Below are 16,145 nucleotides of genomic sequence, written 5' to 3' on the forward strand. Positions count from 1 at the left end.
GCACGGGGGTGTTGCATATTGTGCCGGTAGTTGCCGGGTCGGGTAGGGCGGCAATGGCAGTTGCAGGGGTGGTGATTGCTGCGGCCGGTTATTTTACCGGTCAGCCGTGGGCGGTGCAGATGGGCGTCGGCATGGCTTTGGGCGGGGTAGCGCAGATGCTGACGCGCCCGCCGGCAATGACTCCTTCGAACGGTGCAGATAAGGGACGGAACAGCTCGTTTTCTAATTTGACCAACAGTGCGGCTCAGGGGCAGGTTGTACCGCTTGCGTATGGGCGCGTTTATTGTGGCAGCCGTATTGTCTCACAGGGGGTCGAATCGCGTCGTCTTCCTGCTGACGGCGTGGAGCGGACGCTTTCCAATTCTGCGCCGCCGCTGATTGCAGCGCTGGCAAAAGCAGGCTTGTCGGGGCTGTCAGGCGGGGCATCCGCTGCGTTCAATCCTATTGCATCCGATTTAATCTTCGGAATACAGAAAACTTTTGTGCGCGGCCAGGCGGCAACTGCGCCCAACGGTGAAACTTACCAGACAGATTTTGACGACGATTCCGTTCGTGCCGTCAATTACATTGCCAAATATGCGCCTGAAGCGAAGGGAAGGAGAGAAAATGGGCGGTAAAAGCGGCGGCGGTGCTGCCACCCCTTATGAAGCGCCGAATACTTTGAATTCCGCGCAATCGCTGCGCGTTGTTGATGCGGTGTGCGAAGGTGAGATCAAGGGTTTTGCCTACGGCAACGATGAGCCTTGGAAGTCGGTGTTTTTCGACGATACTCCGGTGCAGAATCAGGACGGTTCGTTCAATTTTAAGGGCGTGGCAGGTTTTTTTCTGCGCGGCACGCCTGACCAGGGTTATATCCCGGGATTCGATGCCGTCGAACGTACGGTATCGGTCGGAGTCGAGGTCAAGAAGCACGCGGCGGCAGTGCGCGCGGTAACGGATGCGCGCGTATCCGGCTTGCGCGTTACAGTGGGTGTGGAGCGCAATGCGCATACGCAGGACAACGGCGATACGTTGGCGGCTCAAACCGCGCTGGTGGTGGAATTGGTCGGCAATTCGGGTGTGGTGAAGTCGCTGCCCGTGAGCTTTACGGAAAAATCGGGCGGGGTGTATTACGAAGACGTACTGTTTGACGAGTTGCCGTCTACTCCGTTCAATATTCGAGTGATTCGCGCGACGGAAGATAGCAGTAGCGACAGGGTGCAGAACAAGACGTTTTTCGCGTCATACACCGAAATAACCGATGCGAAATTGTCTTATCCATACACTGCAATCGCGGCAATCGCTGCGGACTCCGACCAGTTTGGCTCAAACAATCCGCGCCGAAACTACCTGATTGACGGGATGTTGCTGAATGTGCCGTCTAATTACGACCCTTCAACGCGTACCTATTCGTCGGCGGTGTGGGACGGATCGTTTAAAAAAGCTTGGTCTGATAACCCGGCATGGGTTTTTTACGATGTGCTGACGCAACCACGTTACTCGACGTTGGCACGTCGTCTGAAAGTGTCGGACATCGATAAGTGGACGTTATACCGCATTGCTAAATATTGCGATGAATTTGTCGATGACGGTTTTGGCGGAAAGGAACCGCGTTTTTCGGTCAACGCCTACCTGTCGGAGCGCAGACAGGCGGGTGAGCTGCTGAACGACCTTGCCAGCGTGTTCAGAGGCTTGCCGGTGTGGAACGGCCAGTCGTTTTCGTTGGTGATGGATGCCGACAGCGACCCTGTTGCTATTTATGCCAACGCCAATGTCAAGGACGGGCAGTTTATTTATTCTGGTGCAGCGTTGAAGTCGGTTACGACGGCGGCTTTGGTTCAGTATGCCGACCGGCACGACGGTTGGCGGATGAAAACGGAGTATGTGCAGAACAATGAGGCGGTACGGCGTTACGGTTTGAATGTGAAGCAAGTTCAGGCGTTCGGTTGTTCGTCGCGCGGTCAGGCGGCCCGCTTTGGGGAGTGGCTGATTCAGACGGCATTGCGCCAACAGGAGACAGTAACGTTTTCCGTGGGGCGCGAAGGCCTGCGTCATCTGCCTTACGATGTCATCCAAATTGCTGACAACGATTATGCGGGCGCTCAAATCGCAGGGCGCGTGCAAGCTGTCAAAACCTACAATAACGGCAAGCGCAAGCTATTGACGCTCGATCGCGCGTTCACGCAACGAGGCTGGTTCAAAGTGTCGTTATCGGACGGTGCGACGGTTCGAATGCAAAACGCCTATGCGACAGTATACGCCGGCGGTGTGTCGAAAAACGAAATCGAACTGTCGGATGCGTCCGTCCCTGTGTCGGAGGGCGATGTGTGGGCGATACACGGCAGCGTTAAGCCGCGCCTGTTCCGGGTGGTTGCCACAAAAGACAATGGCGATGGGACTTTTGAAGTTTCAGCGGTGTCTCACGCGCCGGACAAATACGCCGACGTAGATGCGTCCGCGTCATTTTCCGCCGAGAGCAGAACTACGCTACACGACCGCCTTGCCCGTCCGTCCTTACCTGAAATTGAGGAGCGGGAAGGCAGTGCGGTGCTGTCGTGGGATACGGAAGCGGCCAGCGGCGAAATCTTGGATTACGACGTTAAAGTTTTCCGCAACGGCAAGCTTTACCGCCATATTCCCGATGCGAAATCAGCGGATGTCGGGCTGGAAAATCTGCCGCTAGGCAGCTATCGGGCGGAAATTCGCAGTCGTAATGCACGCGGAGTGCTGTCAGACGCAGCCGTCAAATCATGGACCATCGATTACAGCGTTAATATGCTGCAAGCCGTAGCGAAGTTTAATGCCATCGATTTATCGTGGAATGTGCCGCAAGTTGCAGTGAATGCGTTGAATACCGAAATTTGGTACGGGACAACGGCGGATGTGCAGGGTATGAAGCGGTTGGCTGTGCTCCCATATCCGCAAAACACCTACACGATGGCCGGCGTTGCTGTAACCGATGTCTACTATTTTGCTGTGCGTATCGTTGATGCGCACGGTAACAGTGGTGAATATTCGTCGGTCGTCTCCGGCCGGTCCGACCCCAATCCCGCGCCTGCGTTAGCTCAAATCCAAGGTCAAATCGGACGCGATACGCTGTCTGATACGCTGTGGAATGAGTTTGGCATAGAGACGGATCAGCGAGCGAGAGCCGAATCCGCAAGGTTGCGCGGCGAACTTGTGCCTCAAATCAACGCTGCCAGCAGCAAAGCCAGCCAAGCTGAAACGAAGGCAGGTCAGGCTCAGTCTGCTGCCAGCCAAGCCGAAACGAAGGCAGGTCAGGCACAGACGGCTGCCAGCCAAGCTGAAACGAAGGCAGGTCAGGCACAGACGGCTGCCAGCCAAGCTGAAACGAAGGCAGGTCAGGCACAGACGGCTGCCAGCCAAGCTGAAACGAAGGCAGGTCAGGCACAGAATAAAGCCGAAGAAACCGCCCGAGCTCTGACGCAGTTGCAGCGGGGTCTGTTGAACGAAGAGCGTGTGAATGAGCTGATACGCAATTCCGTGCCCTCTGCATCGAACGCTTCTTCGGTTTTGGATACGCGCAACGATAACCGCCCGCCTTCTTGGTATTGGGCGAATTATCCGAAGCAAACGGTGTCCGAGTTCAAACAGTTAAGCAGAATCGGTTTGAATTTGACAGGCATAGGTGCTTATGGGGTGCTTACGACAGAAACAGGTTGGAGCGACCCGACAGGTGCGTCAATTACCCAAATCCTGCGTGTTTCAGACGGCAACGTGTACTACCGAGTGTCTGACGTGTCGTTCACAAGGAACGCAAACCGTACCTTTAATTACACGAAAGACGCATGGTCTGCTTGGAACGCGATGGAAACGGCGGTATCGGCAGAACGCCGTACAGAGGTTATCAAGACTGTTGCGGATAATGCCAAAAAACGCGCTGATGAAGCCTACAAACTTGCGGAGCAGGCTAAAAACTCAGCGGCGCAGAATGAAGTAACGCTGCGGGAAATTGACCGAAAAGTTACCCAATTCGGCAAAGACTCTCGGGCTGTGGCAACGACAGTGGCGAACTTGGAAAATGCCACAAGGTCTACCCTGACCTTAAAAACTGAAGCTCAGACAGCCAGTGGGCAAAAGGTAGTTACCGGTATTTCGCAGACGGCAGACGGAATAACGAATACCACTAAGGTAACAATACTGGCAGATAAGCTTGAGGTAGTCAGTGCCAACAGGGGGAATCCTGTGCAGCCGTTTGTGGTTAAAACCATAAACGGTCGCGCTCAGGTTGGTATCAACGGCGATTTGGTTGCCGACGGCACGATACAGGGAAGGCATATTGCGGCCGGGCAGACTTTGCAGTCCCCGACTATTGTCGCAGGTGCGTTGCGTATGGGGACTTTTTCGATGAATGCGGATGGTTCTTTTGAGTCATCGGCGAAAGAGGGCGCGGCTGGCATGAGCTTGCTCCAGTATGGTTTTGTCATTCGCGATGAGAAGGGGCGTATTCGTGCTGTATTAGGGAATAGGGATAAATTGAAATGAGTTACGGTTTATTCACATTTGATAAGGACGGCAACCCGTCTGATATTCATCTACAGTCTTCATTGGTTGTGGAGGGTGTCTTGTTTTTAGGTAATGCCCCAATGGGGTTGATTGCCTTGGATATGCTGTTCCCACGTCGGAATTTCTTTAAAGGGATTTTCCTCTTGCCGCAATCACATTCCATTGGGAATTGGCATACCGAGCATTTGAGTGTATCGAAGTTGCAAAACGGGACATTGCAATGGATACACTCTTATTACCATAAAAGACACTTCGGAGACCGTATTACAACGCATTGCGGGGCATTTGCAGGGAGGAGTTTGCTCTATGGCTACTTCAACTAGTGATGACGCTTGGGGGTTCTCTGTTTATAACGAGGCAGGTATTGATTTAGTCAATTTCGGATTATTCACACCAAAATATATCGGCAAACTGCATTTGCGGTTGCGCGAATCCGGCGGCGACCCTTTGGGCAACCTGCGAATCGTGGCTGAAAACGGGCGTGAAGTCGGGATAAACGATGGGTCTTTGAACGTGCCATTTGTCAACCTTATTGCCGGGTGGCCCTCAAGCCGCACCCCTGAACAGTCTTCAGGGTTTATGCCTAAGGGTTTTATATTTCAGGCACCAAACAGCGGCATTCGTCTGATGTTGCCTGTATTTGGGAACTCTGAACTTGCCTATGAAAATGTCAGGTTTGGATTACTGCCTGCTGTCATACACGGCTGGGGAAGTGGGTTTAACAAGGAAAAGATAGAGATGGCTGACTTGATGTGTAGGTCGTTGAAATCAGGTTCTGATATTTTACACGCCCACTTAGAGATGAAGCATAAAGACGGAACGCTGACAGATGAGGAGAAGTCTAAGTATGTAACGGGGCTTGAGTACGCAGCGCTGGGTAGGCATTACAACCCGACCGGAATGCCTTTCACCGCCTCATTCAGGAGCACCCGTATAGGTAATCATGATTTGGCAGGGTTTTCCGCCGTTAGTTTAGGCTGCGGCTATATGGTTGTCGATATGGCGGGGGGTACGGATTTAGAAATTTACTTTTATGAGACGGCAGGGTTGCCTTATAAATACCTATGCAAATGCTCCACGGTTATTGAGTATCAACCTTATGGTTTGTCCTTTTACCACCCCGAACCTCAGGAATTGAATTATGTGATGGCGAAGAAAGGAAGTCAGGCGGAAGTTAGTGACGGTTTTAACCGTTCGGTAACGTTTTCTGATTTGATAGTCGGTAAGGTCGAGAGGTCAAGGTGGTTTTTCCCGCGAGCTTCGCCGAATAACAGGTATTTCCCTGACACTGTTCCCGCCATTATCGATGCGTTGAGGAATGGGGAGAACTCGGAAAATCGTAGGAAGCTCACGAAATTCTTAGAAGGGGATGAAAATGCGGAATTAAAATACAGTCAGTACGATAGTTCCCTGCAACCGTTAAAACTACTGGGTGCGCCGAATCCAAAGGAAAGCGTAATTGTCAAACGGTCTGACTCTAACGGTATCTTCTACACGCTGTCAGGCGGGGATCTATCAAGAGCCGCGCAGCCTGTGGGGATTATGGGTTGGGACAATGTTGAGTATCACCGGGTCGGGTTGCCCGATGGTCTTGGGGTTGGCATTCATAGCCTGTTCCAGCGGGGGGAGTCAAAAAGTCCTTATTTTCCACTACTCCCTACACCTGCTGATACTTTCAGATGGGAGCTTGATAAGATAAAACCGTACCAACCGGTTTTAAACTACCGTTACTCTAATATGGTTGCCGACACCAATATTTACGACAAACAGTTTGATTTGACCGGGTGGCAGAAGTTGAAGGTTGGCGCGGTAAATCTGTTCAACAGTCGGATGGCATCGGATTTGACATATAGCTACCGTCAGTTCAACAAGGCTCAGGCGATTGCCCATGTCCCACGCAGCACTGACATCGTATTGGGTCATTATAAAAACCCTGTTTCGGAAACGAATTATTATGATGGAGAAATCCGCGAAGCCGAGCGGCGTGCAATGGAGGCTCGTTTGCAGTTTGAAGCCCGGCGGGAGCATGAGGCAGCAATGTGGGAAACCCAAATGGAGGCTGACAAGTGGGACGCTGAAATTAATGAGTTTAAAGCGAAAATGGGTATGCTTGAGCAGATTGCAAAGATTGTCAATACCAATAATTCACAGTATTGGCAGATGCCTTTTTGGGGAATGTGGTCTTATAGGCATAGTGATGATTTAGAGTTGTTTTGCGCAGTGAGTGAAAGCATTGAAGAAACACGAATACCGCTGTCTGATCAGTGGTTGTGTTGCAGAAGGCCTGATATTTGATTTTAACCGCCGTCTTTCAGACGGCATTTTTATTTTCCAGGAGGATTTTTTATGTCTGAATCAGCTAAACATATTACCGGTATTCTTATTGAATTTGAGGATGAGGCAACGGGCGTTCCTTCGTCCTTCCACTCCGTTACTGGGTTGTCGTTTGACTACACATACCGATACTACACCGTAACATTGGGAAGTTGGTACAACAAGGCGGCGTTTGAAAAGGGACGGTCGCCTGTCGGCTCTGTTCAGTTGCAGTTAAGCGAAGCTCCTCCCCGTAATGTTGATGTGATTGACTGGGTTTTGCAGCAAGTCGTGTCTCAGCAAGGGGGCGATAACCGTTTTTCGGGCGCAGAACTGGTCTACGCAGAATAAGTTTTCAGACGGCATGACCGCCGCAGGGCTTTGGCTTTGCGGCGGTTGTTTTTGGGTGTGTTTTATGAACAGGTTAGCTTTCTTACTAGATTGGCGGTCGCTGCCCTCCCGTTTTCAGGCGTGGTTGTTCGGCACGGGGACACGGGCTTTAGAGATGGTCAGCGGCTTGGGGTTGTTGGGTTACGCGGCTGTCTTCGCGCTCTCTCCCGACGATATTTATTCATGGCGGATTTACTACAAGTTCCACAACCTGCCTGAAATATGGCTGGTCGCCGTCTTCGGCGCGGTGGGGCTGCTTCAGACGGCATTGCTGATGTTTCGCGGCTTTCGGGCGAACGTTGCCAGCGCGTACCTGCTGACTTTGGCAGGTTTCATCTGGTTTCTTGTGTCTGTCGCGTTTTGGGGCGCATATCCGCCGGCACATACGGGGATGGTTATTCCGCCGCTGTTGGCGTTCCTCTGTGCGTTGGCAGGCAACAACACGCTGAAGTTTTTGTTCACGAAAGGGAAAGATGAGGTGGCTTGAATGGGTTTCATGCAGTTCGGGCTGCTCTTCGCGGCGGCAGGCGGTGTATTGGGCGGCGTGTGGGCAAGCCTTCAGGAACACGACCGCCCGATGCAGGCTGTTCTGGAGGCTTTTATTTCTGCAATCGCGGCGGCGGCTGTGGCCGAACGTTTCGTGCCGATGAATCAGGTGTGGACGTGCGCGGCGGCAGGAGTGTTCGTGGGCATTATGACGGGTCATGCGCTCGATACGGTGCGCGCGCTTGCGCCTAAGGTTTTACGCGGTTACTTGGGCGGCTTGGCTGAAAAGGTAACGGGCGTGAAAGACGGAGGGTCTTCGGATGGAAAAGATTAATTTCGAGTGGTATCGGGGCGATGACGAAACGGAGACGTTGGTTTTTGAGTCGGAGGGCGAGCCTGTCGACTTCACGGGCTGCTCGTTCGATATGGACATCGTGCCGGAAATGGGAGGTAGCCGTCGGATACACCTAAGCCTTTCAGACGGCATTGCGGTTAACGGAAACCGCGTACAAATCACGGTGTCGCACGACAAGACGGACGGCGCGATGTGGCAGTACGCCGCCTACGACTTGCAGATGACGGACGGTACGGGGCGCGTGAAGACGTTGTGTTTTGGGCGCATCCGCCTGTTGCACGATGTTACGCGCCAAGTGTGAAAGGAGGCAGTGTGAAAACCGAGCGTGAAGTGAAAGTGTCTGTGGTTCGGAAGCCCGACATCACGGTACGGCTTGAGCCTTGTGCCAAGCCTTTTGTGCCGCCCGACGGTGTGGTCAAGATTCCGTCTCTAGCGGATTTGATTTTTAGTTACAAACTGGGAGCTTTATAAGTGAGTGATTTGAATAGTGAGTTGAGTACGTTATTAAAAAACATAGTCCAATTTCTTGGTGAGCAGGATAAAGACTTAAAAACCACGCTGCTCGCCAGCATCGGCACGGCGAAGGCGGAAGCGATTGAAGCCGCCTCTACCGCCGTCGCTACCCTCAGAACCGAGCTGGTCGACGGCGCGCCTGAATCTTTGGACACGTTCAAAGAGCTTGCCGCCGAGCTGAATCGCCTGAAAGAGGGCGGCAGCAGCACGCCTGAGGCTTTGTTGCAGAAAATCACGGAAATCAAAAACACCGTAGACCGCATCCAAGCCGACCTCAACGGCATCACGCTTGAAGGCTTGCAAAACGCCTACCGGGCGGCTCAGGCTTAAGGTTTCACGGGGAAGCCCCGCGCTTCCCCATAGGGAGTAAGACATGAGTTTAAAAAATGTGCTGGAGGCCCATTCTGGTTTCGTTGCCGCCGAAATCGCGGCGGCAGGGGTGTTGAAGGGCGACGGCAGACCTGACCTGAAGCCAGAAATGGACGGCAAGCCGAAAGGCACGCTCTACAAAGACAACGCCGTTACCGACGGCGCGGTGCTTTGGCTGAAAACGGGCAACGGCAGGAATTGGAAGGTTGTCAGCGGCGATACGGGATGGCTCAAATTGAAGAAAACCGCATCCCTGTTCGGCAACGTGTTCATCAAGATTCGCCGCATCGGCGATACCGTGTTCTACGCCTTCGGCGGCGGCTCGTGGGGCTGGTTCGGCATCGTCAGACGGGGCGCGCCCGGTTTCGCCGGGCATGGTGCATTTAAAGAGAAGGGCGTGAGAATTATTCCACCTGGCGGTATTCCCGAGGGTTTTCGCGCCACCGATTCTCTGGTGGGCAACATCTACAAGGACGGAGCGAGCCTGTACGGCACGATTTATTTGGGCGGCATGAGCGATTCCAATTTCATCGCATTGGGTTTTCAAGAGAACATCCCGACCGACCGGGACACGCCCGACATCCGCGTTTCCGCGCTTAACTACCCGACCGACCAAGCATGGCCGCGTTTGGACGTGTTGAGGAATCAGGGCTTTATTTATTAAGAGGTTTTTATGGAAGAGAACCAAGCATTACCCGATCGCCCCCCCACGCCGTACCACATCTGGGACGGCGGCCAGTGGCTGCTGCCCGAAGCGGTACGCGAAACCGCCCGCTATTGGGCGGCGGCGGAAAAGTGGGAGGAAATCAAACAGAAACGACACGCCAACCGGCACGGCGGCGTGTTTGTCGATTCAATCGGCAAATGGTTTCACAGTACGGAGGAAGCGAGACAAAAGTACACCTTCATGCGAACGCTGACTCAACTCCCGCCTAATTTGGTGTGGAGTACGATGGATGGAGAAATCGTTAAGTTCACGCGCGAGCTATTAGACGAATTGAGCCTCAAGATGTTGACCGACGAACAGAAAGACTTTGCCAACGCTCGCCAACATAAAAAACTTTTAGGGCAGTCTCCCGAACCGTGGAACTACGACTATTCGGGCGGTTGGATGAAAATTTATCAGGAGGAATCATGACTCAAAAAACGCTGTACCTCGCCCTGTACAAGGGTAACCGCGAGGGCTGGGGCATTGCCTCGATTAAAGCCCGTTTCGGCGACTGGATAACCCGAAAAATCACGCGCGGGATTTATTCCCATTGCGAAATTGCCTACCCACTGCCCAGCGGCGGCTATGCCTGCTATTCGTCCTCGATACGCGACGGCGGCGTGAGAATGAAGGTGATGCCGTTGCCGTCTGAAAAGTGGGATTTGATACCGCTGGAAACCGTGCCCGCCGCCGACCTTGACCGCGTTTGGCAGGCGGCGCGGGGTAAAAAATACGACTGGGCCGGCGCAATCGGCACGGTTTTGAAAATCCGCCAAAGCGCAAACAAATGGTTCTGCTCCGAGTTTTGCGCGGCAGTCATGGGCATAGAAGATGGCTGGCGGTTCTCACCGAACGACTTGGCTGCGTTGGCGAAATCAGGGGCATTTTAGAAAGGTTTTGAAATGAAAGAATTGGCATGGCTTGCCGAAGCCAGAAAACATATCGGCTTAAAAGAAATTCCCGGCGCGAAAAACAACCCTGTCATTCAGGCATGGCTGAAGGACTTGGGCGCGTGGTGGAAGGATGACGAAACGCCGTGGTGCGGCGTGTTTGTTGCCCATTGCCTCAAGGCAGGCGGGCGCGATTTGCCTAAAAACTGGTTTCGCGCTAAAGAGTATGAAACTTTCGGTTTGCCGCTGAAACAGCCTGCCTACGGCTGCGTGGTTACGTTCACGCGTCAAGGCGGCGGTCATGTCGGTTTCGTCGTTGGCGAAGACGGCAAGGGAAACCTGCTTGTATTGGGCGGCAATCAGTCAAACGGCGTGAACATTGCGGCGTTCCCGAAATCACGGGCGACAAGTTACCGCTGGCCGTCAAAAGGCGGTCAACTGCTGCCGCCTGACCCGTCCCGATACGTGCTGCCAAAGGGAATTGCGGCGGCAAGCAAAAGCGAGGCGTGAATAATTATTGAGTTATTAAATAAAACTTAATAACTGAACCGTCAACTTCGGGTTGACGGTTGACTGTATTACAGCATTGATGCCGTCTGAAGGGCTTTCAGACGGCATTTCTGTTTACCTTACCGTAGCCTTGCTGTAAATGCCTTCAAGACATCCGGCTATGCGGTCGGAGGTATCTTTGTCCGCATATCCCCGCAACACTTCGAGGGCTGCGACGGTTCTTTTCAGGATTGAACGGGTTTCGTGCCAAACCGTCCACATCGTAACCGCCTGTCTGTTGCCAAGCTGTTTGAGCGGCGCGGAGATGTCTTTGCCCAATTCAATCATCCATGTGCCGTAATAAACCATAGCGGCAATGTCGGCTAAAGAGTTGTTGTCGATGGGCAGTTTCGGCTCGGCTTTGGGCGGTGCGTCCAACACTTCGCCGTACAGCACGCCGTTTTCAACTGCCACGCGGCTCATCACGCTTAAAACTTCGGGGAACTGTTCGGCAGGCACTTCTTTGTAGCTGCATCCGAACTTGCTTTTGACGGCAGACCAAAGGGTAATAGCGATACGCGCCTGCGCTTCTTTGGGTGCTGATTTGGTCAGGGCGTTGTGCAGTTTTTTGACGGCTTCGATTTGTTCGCCGGTCAAACCGTCGGGCAGGGCGCGGGTGGGTTTGGGGTGTCCAACCCTTGGATTGAAGTGTTCGTTCAACACTCGGAAACATTCGCGCTGGTAGGTCAGCAGGCGGGAACGGATTTCGGGTTTCACCCGCCGCGCATCGACGCCGAACAGCCAGCCGTTGAGGTAGTCGAGGGGTAGGCATGCGGTTTCATAGGTTTTACCATCGGTGGCAGGTATGGTCATCATGACCATACCTGATTTTAAGATTTCACTGCGTTGGATTTTTTTATATTGTGAAACCCAATCCAAGCCGATATTTTCGACTATCGGCTTCATGGCGACGTAGTGTTGGTTGTTGTGGGAAAAGACGGGCACGGTTTGACCGTGGAAAGAGATATTTTGAACTTGGTTCATGATGGTTTCCTAGTTTAGTTTCGAAAGACCCAAATGGGCGGTCGGGAGGTTCGAAAACCTACTAGAAAAGGCCGGCGTTATTCCCCTCGCGGGTATTGTATTCCGCACCCTCCCGACCATAGGAAACCAGTTCGGATATATCGAAACAAACAACCAAACAAGGAAACTATGGACATGAAAAAATCACATTGACGGAGTGATTGCCGTTCTAGTAGAGGTTTTCGACGCCTCGTGAACCAAACTATACAAAAAAACCGCCTTCGTGTAAAGCGGTTGAAGAGAGCCTTTTATTTTGACAGGAGGTAGGATGAACGCCAAAGAATTTTGTGAAAAGCAAATCGCCTATTGGCTGAATGAGAGCCGAAATGCGAGCGATCGTGCCGATTTGAAGGCCTTTGAATTTGCCGAACGGGAATTGGCGAATTATCGGGAAATGTTGAAACAAATATTGAAACGTTATGCCGTCTGAAGCCTTGTTCAGACGGCATTTCTGTTTACCTTACCGTAGCCTTGCTGTAAATGCCTTCAAGACATCCGGCTATGCGGTCGGAGGTATCTTTGTCCGCATATCCCCGCAACACTTCGAGGGCTGCGACGGTTCTTTTCAGGATTGAACGGGTTTCGTGCCAAACCGTCCACATCGTAACCGCCTGTCTGTTGCCAAGCTGTTTGAGCGGCGCGGAGATGTCTTTGCCCAATTCAATCATCCATGTGCCGTAATAAACCATAGCGGCAATGTCGGCTAAAGAGTTGCCGTCGATGGGCAGTTTCGGCTCGGCTTTGGGCGGTGCGTCCAACACTTCGCCCGTCAAGCCTGTGTGCAGGGTCAGCGCGTGGGCATAGGCGACGGCTTCGGGCAGCTTTTCGGCGGGGATGTCTTCGATGGCTTCGACGTTGAAGCGTTGGTGAATCATACTGTACGCGGAGGAGTAGTCTATGCCTTTGCGTCCGACAAGCGCGGCAACGGCTTGGCGCAATCCGGTACGGTCGTCAGCGGTGGTTTTGGCAGGCTTGATGCCGTCTGAAACGGTGTTGTTTAAATCTAGAATAGCTTTACTCATGGCATTGAAGGCTTCGATATAGGCAATTTTAATTGCCATCGCCTGTTTGCCTGTGAATCCCATCACTAGCAACATAAAACCGTCTTTGGTCAGTTCGTAGCTTTTTGTTTCGCGAAAACCGAAGCCTGTCTTTACCTGTTTTGCTTTGGGCTTAAAATTAAGCTCAAAGAAAGAAGCCTTGATTTCTTTAGAGATTTGTTCAATTCGCGCCAACAGGTTTTTATGCTCTTTCCCGAATGCTTGGGCTACAAATTCGCTGGTGGTTACGATTTGGGAATTTTGGATTTGGACAAAATTTTGAAAGTTGATTGAAATTGCGTTCATACTGAACTCCGTAAGTTTAGGATTAAAAGAATACCCAAGGAATGGGTGGGGGTGTCCTACGTCTTACGAACGCCGGGTCGTTGCCGATACCCGCACCCCCGTAAACTTTTAATCCTATCGCTATCGAAACAAACAACCAAGGAGCAACAGAATGAAATTCGGGAATGTGTAGATATGAAAAAACCGACAACAGGTCGGGTGCTGCGTAAGAGTAGGAAATTCGATAATAGTTTTTTTCGGTTGAGACTGTCAATAGGTAACTGAAAAATCCAGTGTGCAAAATCTCATAGTGAAACAAAATCAAATACCTATACCACTCCTCAAAATTGAGGAGTGAAACAGAATCAATGGCTTATTGTTTTATTTCATGTTCCTCAAATTTGAGGAACAAATAAAAATCAATATTTTATCTTCTCAAAAATCCAAGCCGCGCGTTTGCGTCAAGTTCAGACGGCATAAAGCAGCCCGCAGGCTGCGTACAATATATTTTTAACTAGTAATTTATTATTTGCAAATATATTACTTGCAATATATAATTTGCACATATTTTCAATAGGAGAAAAGTAATGTCAAAAACTCAATCAGTAACAGGCCGTGCTATTGGCGGGAAAGTCAGAGCAGAGAAAATGACACCGGAGCAACGCAAGGAACAGGCGGCTAAAATGGTAGCTGCTAAGCAAGCTAAGGCAGCAATGCCGAAAGTGATTCACAAGAAATTGCCTTTAATATTGGGAGATGTTCAGATTCCATGTGCCGTTATTCAATATCCAAATGGCGAAGTAAAGCGCGTTTTGACTGAAAACGGTATCCTGACAGCTATCTACGGCAAAGCAGGGATGGCATCTGGCGCTTCAAAAAGAAGCCGAGAAAAAGCGTTGAACAACGGCATGGCCCCTATGCCGTTATTTCTATCCCCAGAACGACTTAGACCACTGATTCTAGAAGATGAAACGTTATCGGCCCTACTGCTAAAAATAGAGTACATGGACGATAAGGAAATAGTCAGTGGATATGATGCCTCTATTCTGCCATCTGTCTGTGAGATATGGCTTAAAGCTAGGGATATGGGAATTTTGCAAAGCCAACAGTTAGGTCGAGCGCAAAAAGCTGAATTGTTAATGCGAGCATTGGCTCATATAGGCATTATTGCTCTTGTTGATGAGGCAACTGGCTATCAAGACGTACGATCAAAAGATGCCCTTGCTAAAATCCTTGAGGCTTTCGTTGCGAAAGAGCTGCAGCCTTGGGTTAAAACATTCCCTTTGGAATATTATAAAGAGCTTTGCCGGTTGTATAACGTTCCTTTCCCTCCGCTTAAGAACAACCAATTCCCGCAGTTCTTCGGGCATATTACCAACAACGCTATATATACCCGTCTTGCTCCAGAGCTACTGCCTGAGTTGAAAAAAGCGGCCAGCAAACAGGAGAAAAAAGCCAAACTACATCAACTTTTAACGCAAGATGTCGGGCATCCGAAACTGAAGGAGCACCTGGCTTCCGTCGTTACGTTATTGAAGTTGGCCAAAGATAAGGATGACTTCAGCCGTATGCTAGATATTGTCCATCCCAAACTAAATAACACCATACCGCTTGATTTGGGCGAGTAAAAAGCAGCCATCTCCTACATAAAGAACCCCCTGCATATGCAAGGGGTTTTGTTACCTTATTTGGGTTTGCGTTTAAAATTCTCGCAAACTATCCGTGAGATGGCGGGTCAGCAGGGGGGTAGCGATAGCACCATCATCATCAATTCGACAGGCGGCGACTTCATCCATAAAAAGGATTTGGCGAAGCTGTTGAAACAGATGAAACGGGACTTTAAATTTGTCTGAGAAAATGCCGTCTGAAGATTCAGACGGCATCGCCCCCGCCGTTTGCCAGCAAAAAACCGCCAAGTTTTCGGCTTGGCGGCGGTCGGGCTATTTTAAGAACTCTTTTCGGATTTGTTCTTTAACCCATTGGGAAAAATCAATTTTATTTGCAAACTCGAGTAAATCTTTCTCGGTTTCGTTGTTAAAAGAGACATTTTTTATCGTCCGTTTGGCTGCCGCCCGTTTGCGGTATTCCGCCAGTTTTTCATCAACCATAGGGAATCCTTGATTTTTAAAACCGTTGTAGTAAAATGGCTCGTAGAAAGGTTGGCGAAAGGGGCGCGGTGCTCTGCCACCCCTTGTTATTTCAGTTTTTCATTAGTAGGCCGGAGAGCAAACTAACAAAAGAAACAGGAATAAAATAACTTTCGCCATTTCTTCAAGCCTCCTTTCTATCCGATAAGCCCCCGAAGTTGCCGCTTCGGGGCTTTGCTTTATCGAATAGATGTATTATATTATGTATAGACATAATTATCAAGCGTTTTATGCGAAAATCCGCCTTTGTATAAGGCAATTGTAGAAAGCTTTTTATTTTGACAGGGTACAGAAATGACCGCCGAAGAATTTTGTGAAAAGCAAATCGACTATTGGTTGAACGAGAGCCGTAAGGCATCAGATAACGCCGATTTGAAGGCCTTTGAATTTGCCGAACGGGAATTGGCGAATTATCGGGAAATGTTGAAACAAATATTGAAACGTTATGCCGTCTAAATCTTCAGACGGCATTGACCGTAAAAACAAGCCGCCATATTTCAGGCGGCTTGTTTTTTTATTCCTCATCGTCATATTTTTTGAAAATATTTTTATTTTATTTGCACCTTTTTT

The 16,145-nt window shown here is 50.8% G+C and carries 20 protein-coding genes; 15 read left to right on the forward strand and 5 right to left on the reverse strand.

Going from position 1 to position 16,145, the window contains the following annotated elements; translation table 11 throughout:
- Window positions 1-20 precede the first annotated feature (20 nt).
- The 7 genes from DQM57_RS02825 to DQM57_RS09860 all read left to right on the forward strand — a co-directional run bounded on the left by DQM57_RS02825 (window position 21) and on the right by DQM57_RS09860 (window position 8,351).
- On the forward strand, window positions 21-617 hold the full coding sequence (locus DQM57_RS02825; protein WP_231992154.1) for a tail assembly protein: 597 nt from the start codon (window positions 21-23) through the stop codon (window positions 615-617).
- Window positions 607-4,485, forward strand: coding sequence for a TipJ family phage tail tip protein (locus tag DQM57_RS02830; RefSeq protein WP_167395522.1), 3,879 nt, complete (start codon window positions 607-609; stop codon window positions 4,483-4,485). The genes DQM57_RS02825 and DQM57_RS02830 overlap by 11 nt, the downstream gene beginning before the upstream one ends.
- Before the next feature lie 327 nt (window positions 4,486-4,812).
- A complete protein-coding gene (locus DQM57_RS02840) occupies window positions 4,813-6,801 on the forward strand; it encodes a hypothetical protein (RefSeq protein WP_111726744.1) in 1,989 nt (662 codons plus the stop codon).
- Window positions 6,802-6,852: 51 nt separating this feature from the next.
- Entirely contained in the window at window positions 6,853-7,170 is a 318-nt protein-coding gene (locus DQM57_RS02845) for a hypothetical protein (RefSeq protein ID WP_111726745.1), read from the forward strand.
- 64 nt (window positions 7,171-7,234) lie between these two features.
- A complete protein-coding gene (locus tag DQM57_RS02850) occupies window positions 7,235-7,696 on the forward strand; it encodes a hypothetical protein (protein WP_111727621.1) in 462 nt (153 codons plus the stop codon).
- On the forward strand, window positions 7,697-8,029 hold the full coding sequence (locus DQM57_RS02855; protein ID WP_111726746.1) for a hypothetical protein: 333 nt from the start codon (window positions 7,697-7,699) through the stop codon (window positions 8,027-8,029). It begins immediately after the preceding gene.
- The gene (locus tag DQM57_RS09860) at window positions 8,016-8,351 is read left to right on the forward strand and encodes a hypothetical protein (RefSeq protein ID WP_167395523.1); all 336 of its coding nucleotides are present in this window, start codon (window positions 8,016-8,018) and stop codon (window positions 8,349-8,351) included. Before DQM57_RS02855 ends, DQM57_RS09860 begins: the two co-directional genes overlap by 14 nt.
- Here the strand turns inward: DQM57_RS09860 and DQM57_RS09950 are convergent.
- Window positions 8,335-8,469, reverse strand: a complete 135-nt coding sequence (locus DQM57_RS09950; protein WP_269460482.1) for a hypothetical protein — start codon at window positions 8,467-8,469, stop codon at window positions 8,335-8,337. The genes DQM57_RS09860 and DQM57_RS09950 overlap by 17 nt on opposite strands.
- Window positions 8,470-8,521: 52 nt before the next feature.
- Between DQM57_RS09950 and DQM57_RS02865 the strand changes: the two genes are divergently transcribed.
- Genes DQM57_RS02865 through DQM57_RS02885 form a run of 5 tightly spaced genes read left to right on the forward strand, consistent with a single transcriptional unit; the run spans window position 8,522 to window position 11,041 of the window.
- On the forward strand, window positions 8,522-8,893 hold the full coding sequence (locus tag DQM57_RS02865; RefSeq protein WP_145960423.1) for a hypothetical protein: 372 nt from the start codon (window positions 8,522-8,524) through the stop codon (window positions 8,891-8,893).
- Between the two features lie 43 nt (window positions 8,894-8,936).
- Window positions 8,937-9,596 (forward strand): hypothetical protein, encoded by a 660-nt coding sequence (locus tag DQM57_RS02870; protein WP_111726749.1) that lies wholly within the window; start codon window positions 8,937-8,939, stop codon window positions 9,594-9,596.
- Between the two features lie 9 nt (window positions 9,597-9,605).
- Window positions 9,606-10,070 (forward strand): DUF4376 domain-containing protein, encoded by a 465-nt coding sequence (locus DQM57_RS02875; protein WP_111726751.1) that lies wholly within the window; start codon window positions 9,606-9,608, stop codon window positions 10,068-10,070.
- Complete coding sequence (locus DQM57_RS02880) at window positions 10,067-10,531, forward strand: hypothetical protein (RefSeq protein ID WP_111726753.1); 465 nt, start codon at window positions 10,067-10,069, stop codon at window positions 10,529-10,531. Before DQM57_RS02875 ends, DQM57_RS02880 begins: the two co-directional genes overlap by 4 nt.
- Window positions 10,532-10,543: 12 nt before the next feature.
- Window positions 10,544-11,041, forward strand: coding sequence for a TIGR02594 family protein (locus tag DQM57_RS02885; protein WP_111726755.1), 498 nt, complete (start codon window positions 10,544-10,546; stop codon window positions 11,039-11,041).
- Window positions 11,042-11,155: 114 nt separating this feature from the next.
- Here the strand turns inward: DQM57_RS02885 and DQM57_RS09865 are convergent, their stop codons facing one another.
- Window positions 11,156-12,064, reverse strand: a complete 909-nt coding sequence (locus DQM57_RS09865) for a phage antirepressor N-terminal domain-containing protein (RefSeq protein WP_231992128.1) — start codon at window positions 12,062-12,064, stop codon at window positions 11,156-11,158.
- A 307-nt stretch (window positions 12,065-12,371) separates the two neighbouring features.
- Here DQM57_RS09865 and DQM57_RS02900 point away from each other — a divergent pair, with 307 nt between their 5' ends.
- Window positions 12,372-12,533, forward strand: coding sequence for a hypothetical protein (locus DQM57_RS02900; RefSeq protein WP_111726757.1), 162 nt, complete (start codon window positions 12,372-12,374; stop codon window positions 12,531-12,533).
- A 25-nt stretch (window positions 12,534-12,558) separates the two neighbouring features.
- Here the strand turns inward: DQM57_RS02900 and DQM57_RS02905 are convergent, their stop codons facing one another.
- Window positions 12,559-13,449: a Rha family transcriptional regulator gene (locus DQM57_RS02905; protein ID WP_111726759.1), complete on the reverse strand. Its 891-nt coding sequence runs from the start codon at window positions 13,447-13,449 to the stop codon at window positions 12,559-12,561.
- Window positions 13,450-14,015: 566 nt separating this feature from the next.
- Here DQM57_RS02905 and DQM57_RS02910 point away from each other — a divergent pair.
- Window positions 14,016-15,056, forward strand: coding sequence for a P63C domain-containing protein (locus DQM57_RS02910; RefSeq protein ID WP_111726761.1), 1,041 nt, complete (start codon window positions 14,016-14,018; stop codon window positions 15,054-15,056).
- A gap of 72 nt (window positions 15,057-15,128) precedes the next feature.
- Here the strand turns inward: DQM57_RS02910 and DQM57_RS09605 are convergent, their stop codons facing one another.
- Window positions 15,129-15,311 (reverse strand): hypothetical protein, encoded by a 183-nt coding sequence (locus DQM57_RS09605; protein WP_167395524.1) that lies wholly within the window; start codon window positions 15,309-15,311, stop codon window positions 15,129-15,131.
- A gap of 57 nt (window positions 15,312-15,368) precedes the next feature.
- Window positions 15,369-15,536: a hypothetical protein gene (locus DQM57_RS09610; RefSeq protein ID WP_167395525.1), complete on the reverse strand. Its 168-nt coding sequence runs from the start codon at window positions 15,534-15,536 to the stop codon at window positions 15,369-15,371.
- A gap of 333 nt (window positions 15,537-15,869) precedes the next feature.
- On the opposite strand from DQM57_RS09610, the gene DQM57_RS02920 reads away from it, so the two are divergent.
- Window positions 15,870-16,031 carry a hypothetical protein gene (locus DQM57_RS02920; RefSeq protein WP_111726765.1) on the forward strand — a complete coding sequence of 54 codons (162 nt, stop codon included), beginning with the start codon at window positions 15,870-15,872 and terminating at the stop codon, window positions 16,029-16,031.
- Window positions 16,032-16,145 lie beyond the last annotated feature (114 nt).

The sequence above is a fragment of the Neisseria cinerea genome (assembly GCF_900475315.1).
GTDB classification, from domain to species: Bacteria; Pseudomonadota; Gammaproteobacteria; order Burkholderiales; family Neisseriaceae; genus Neisseria; species Neisseria cinerea.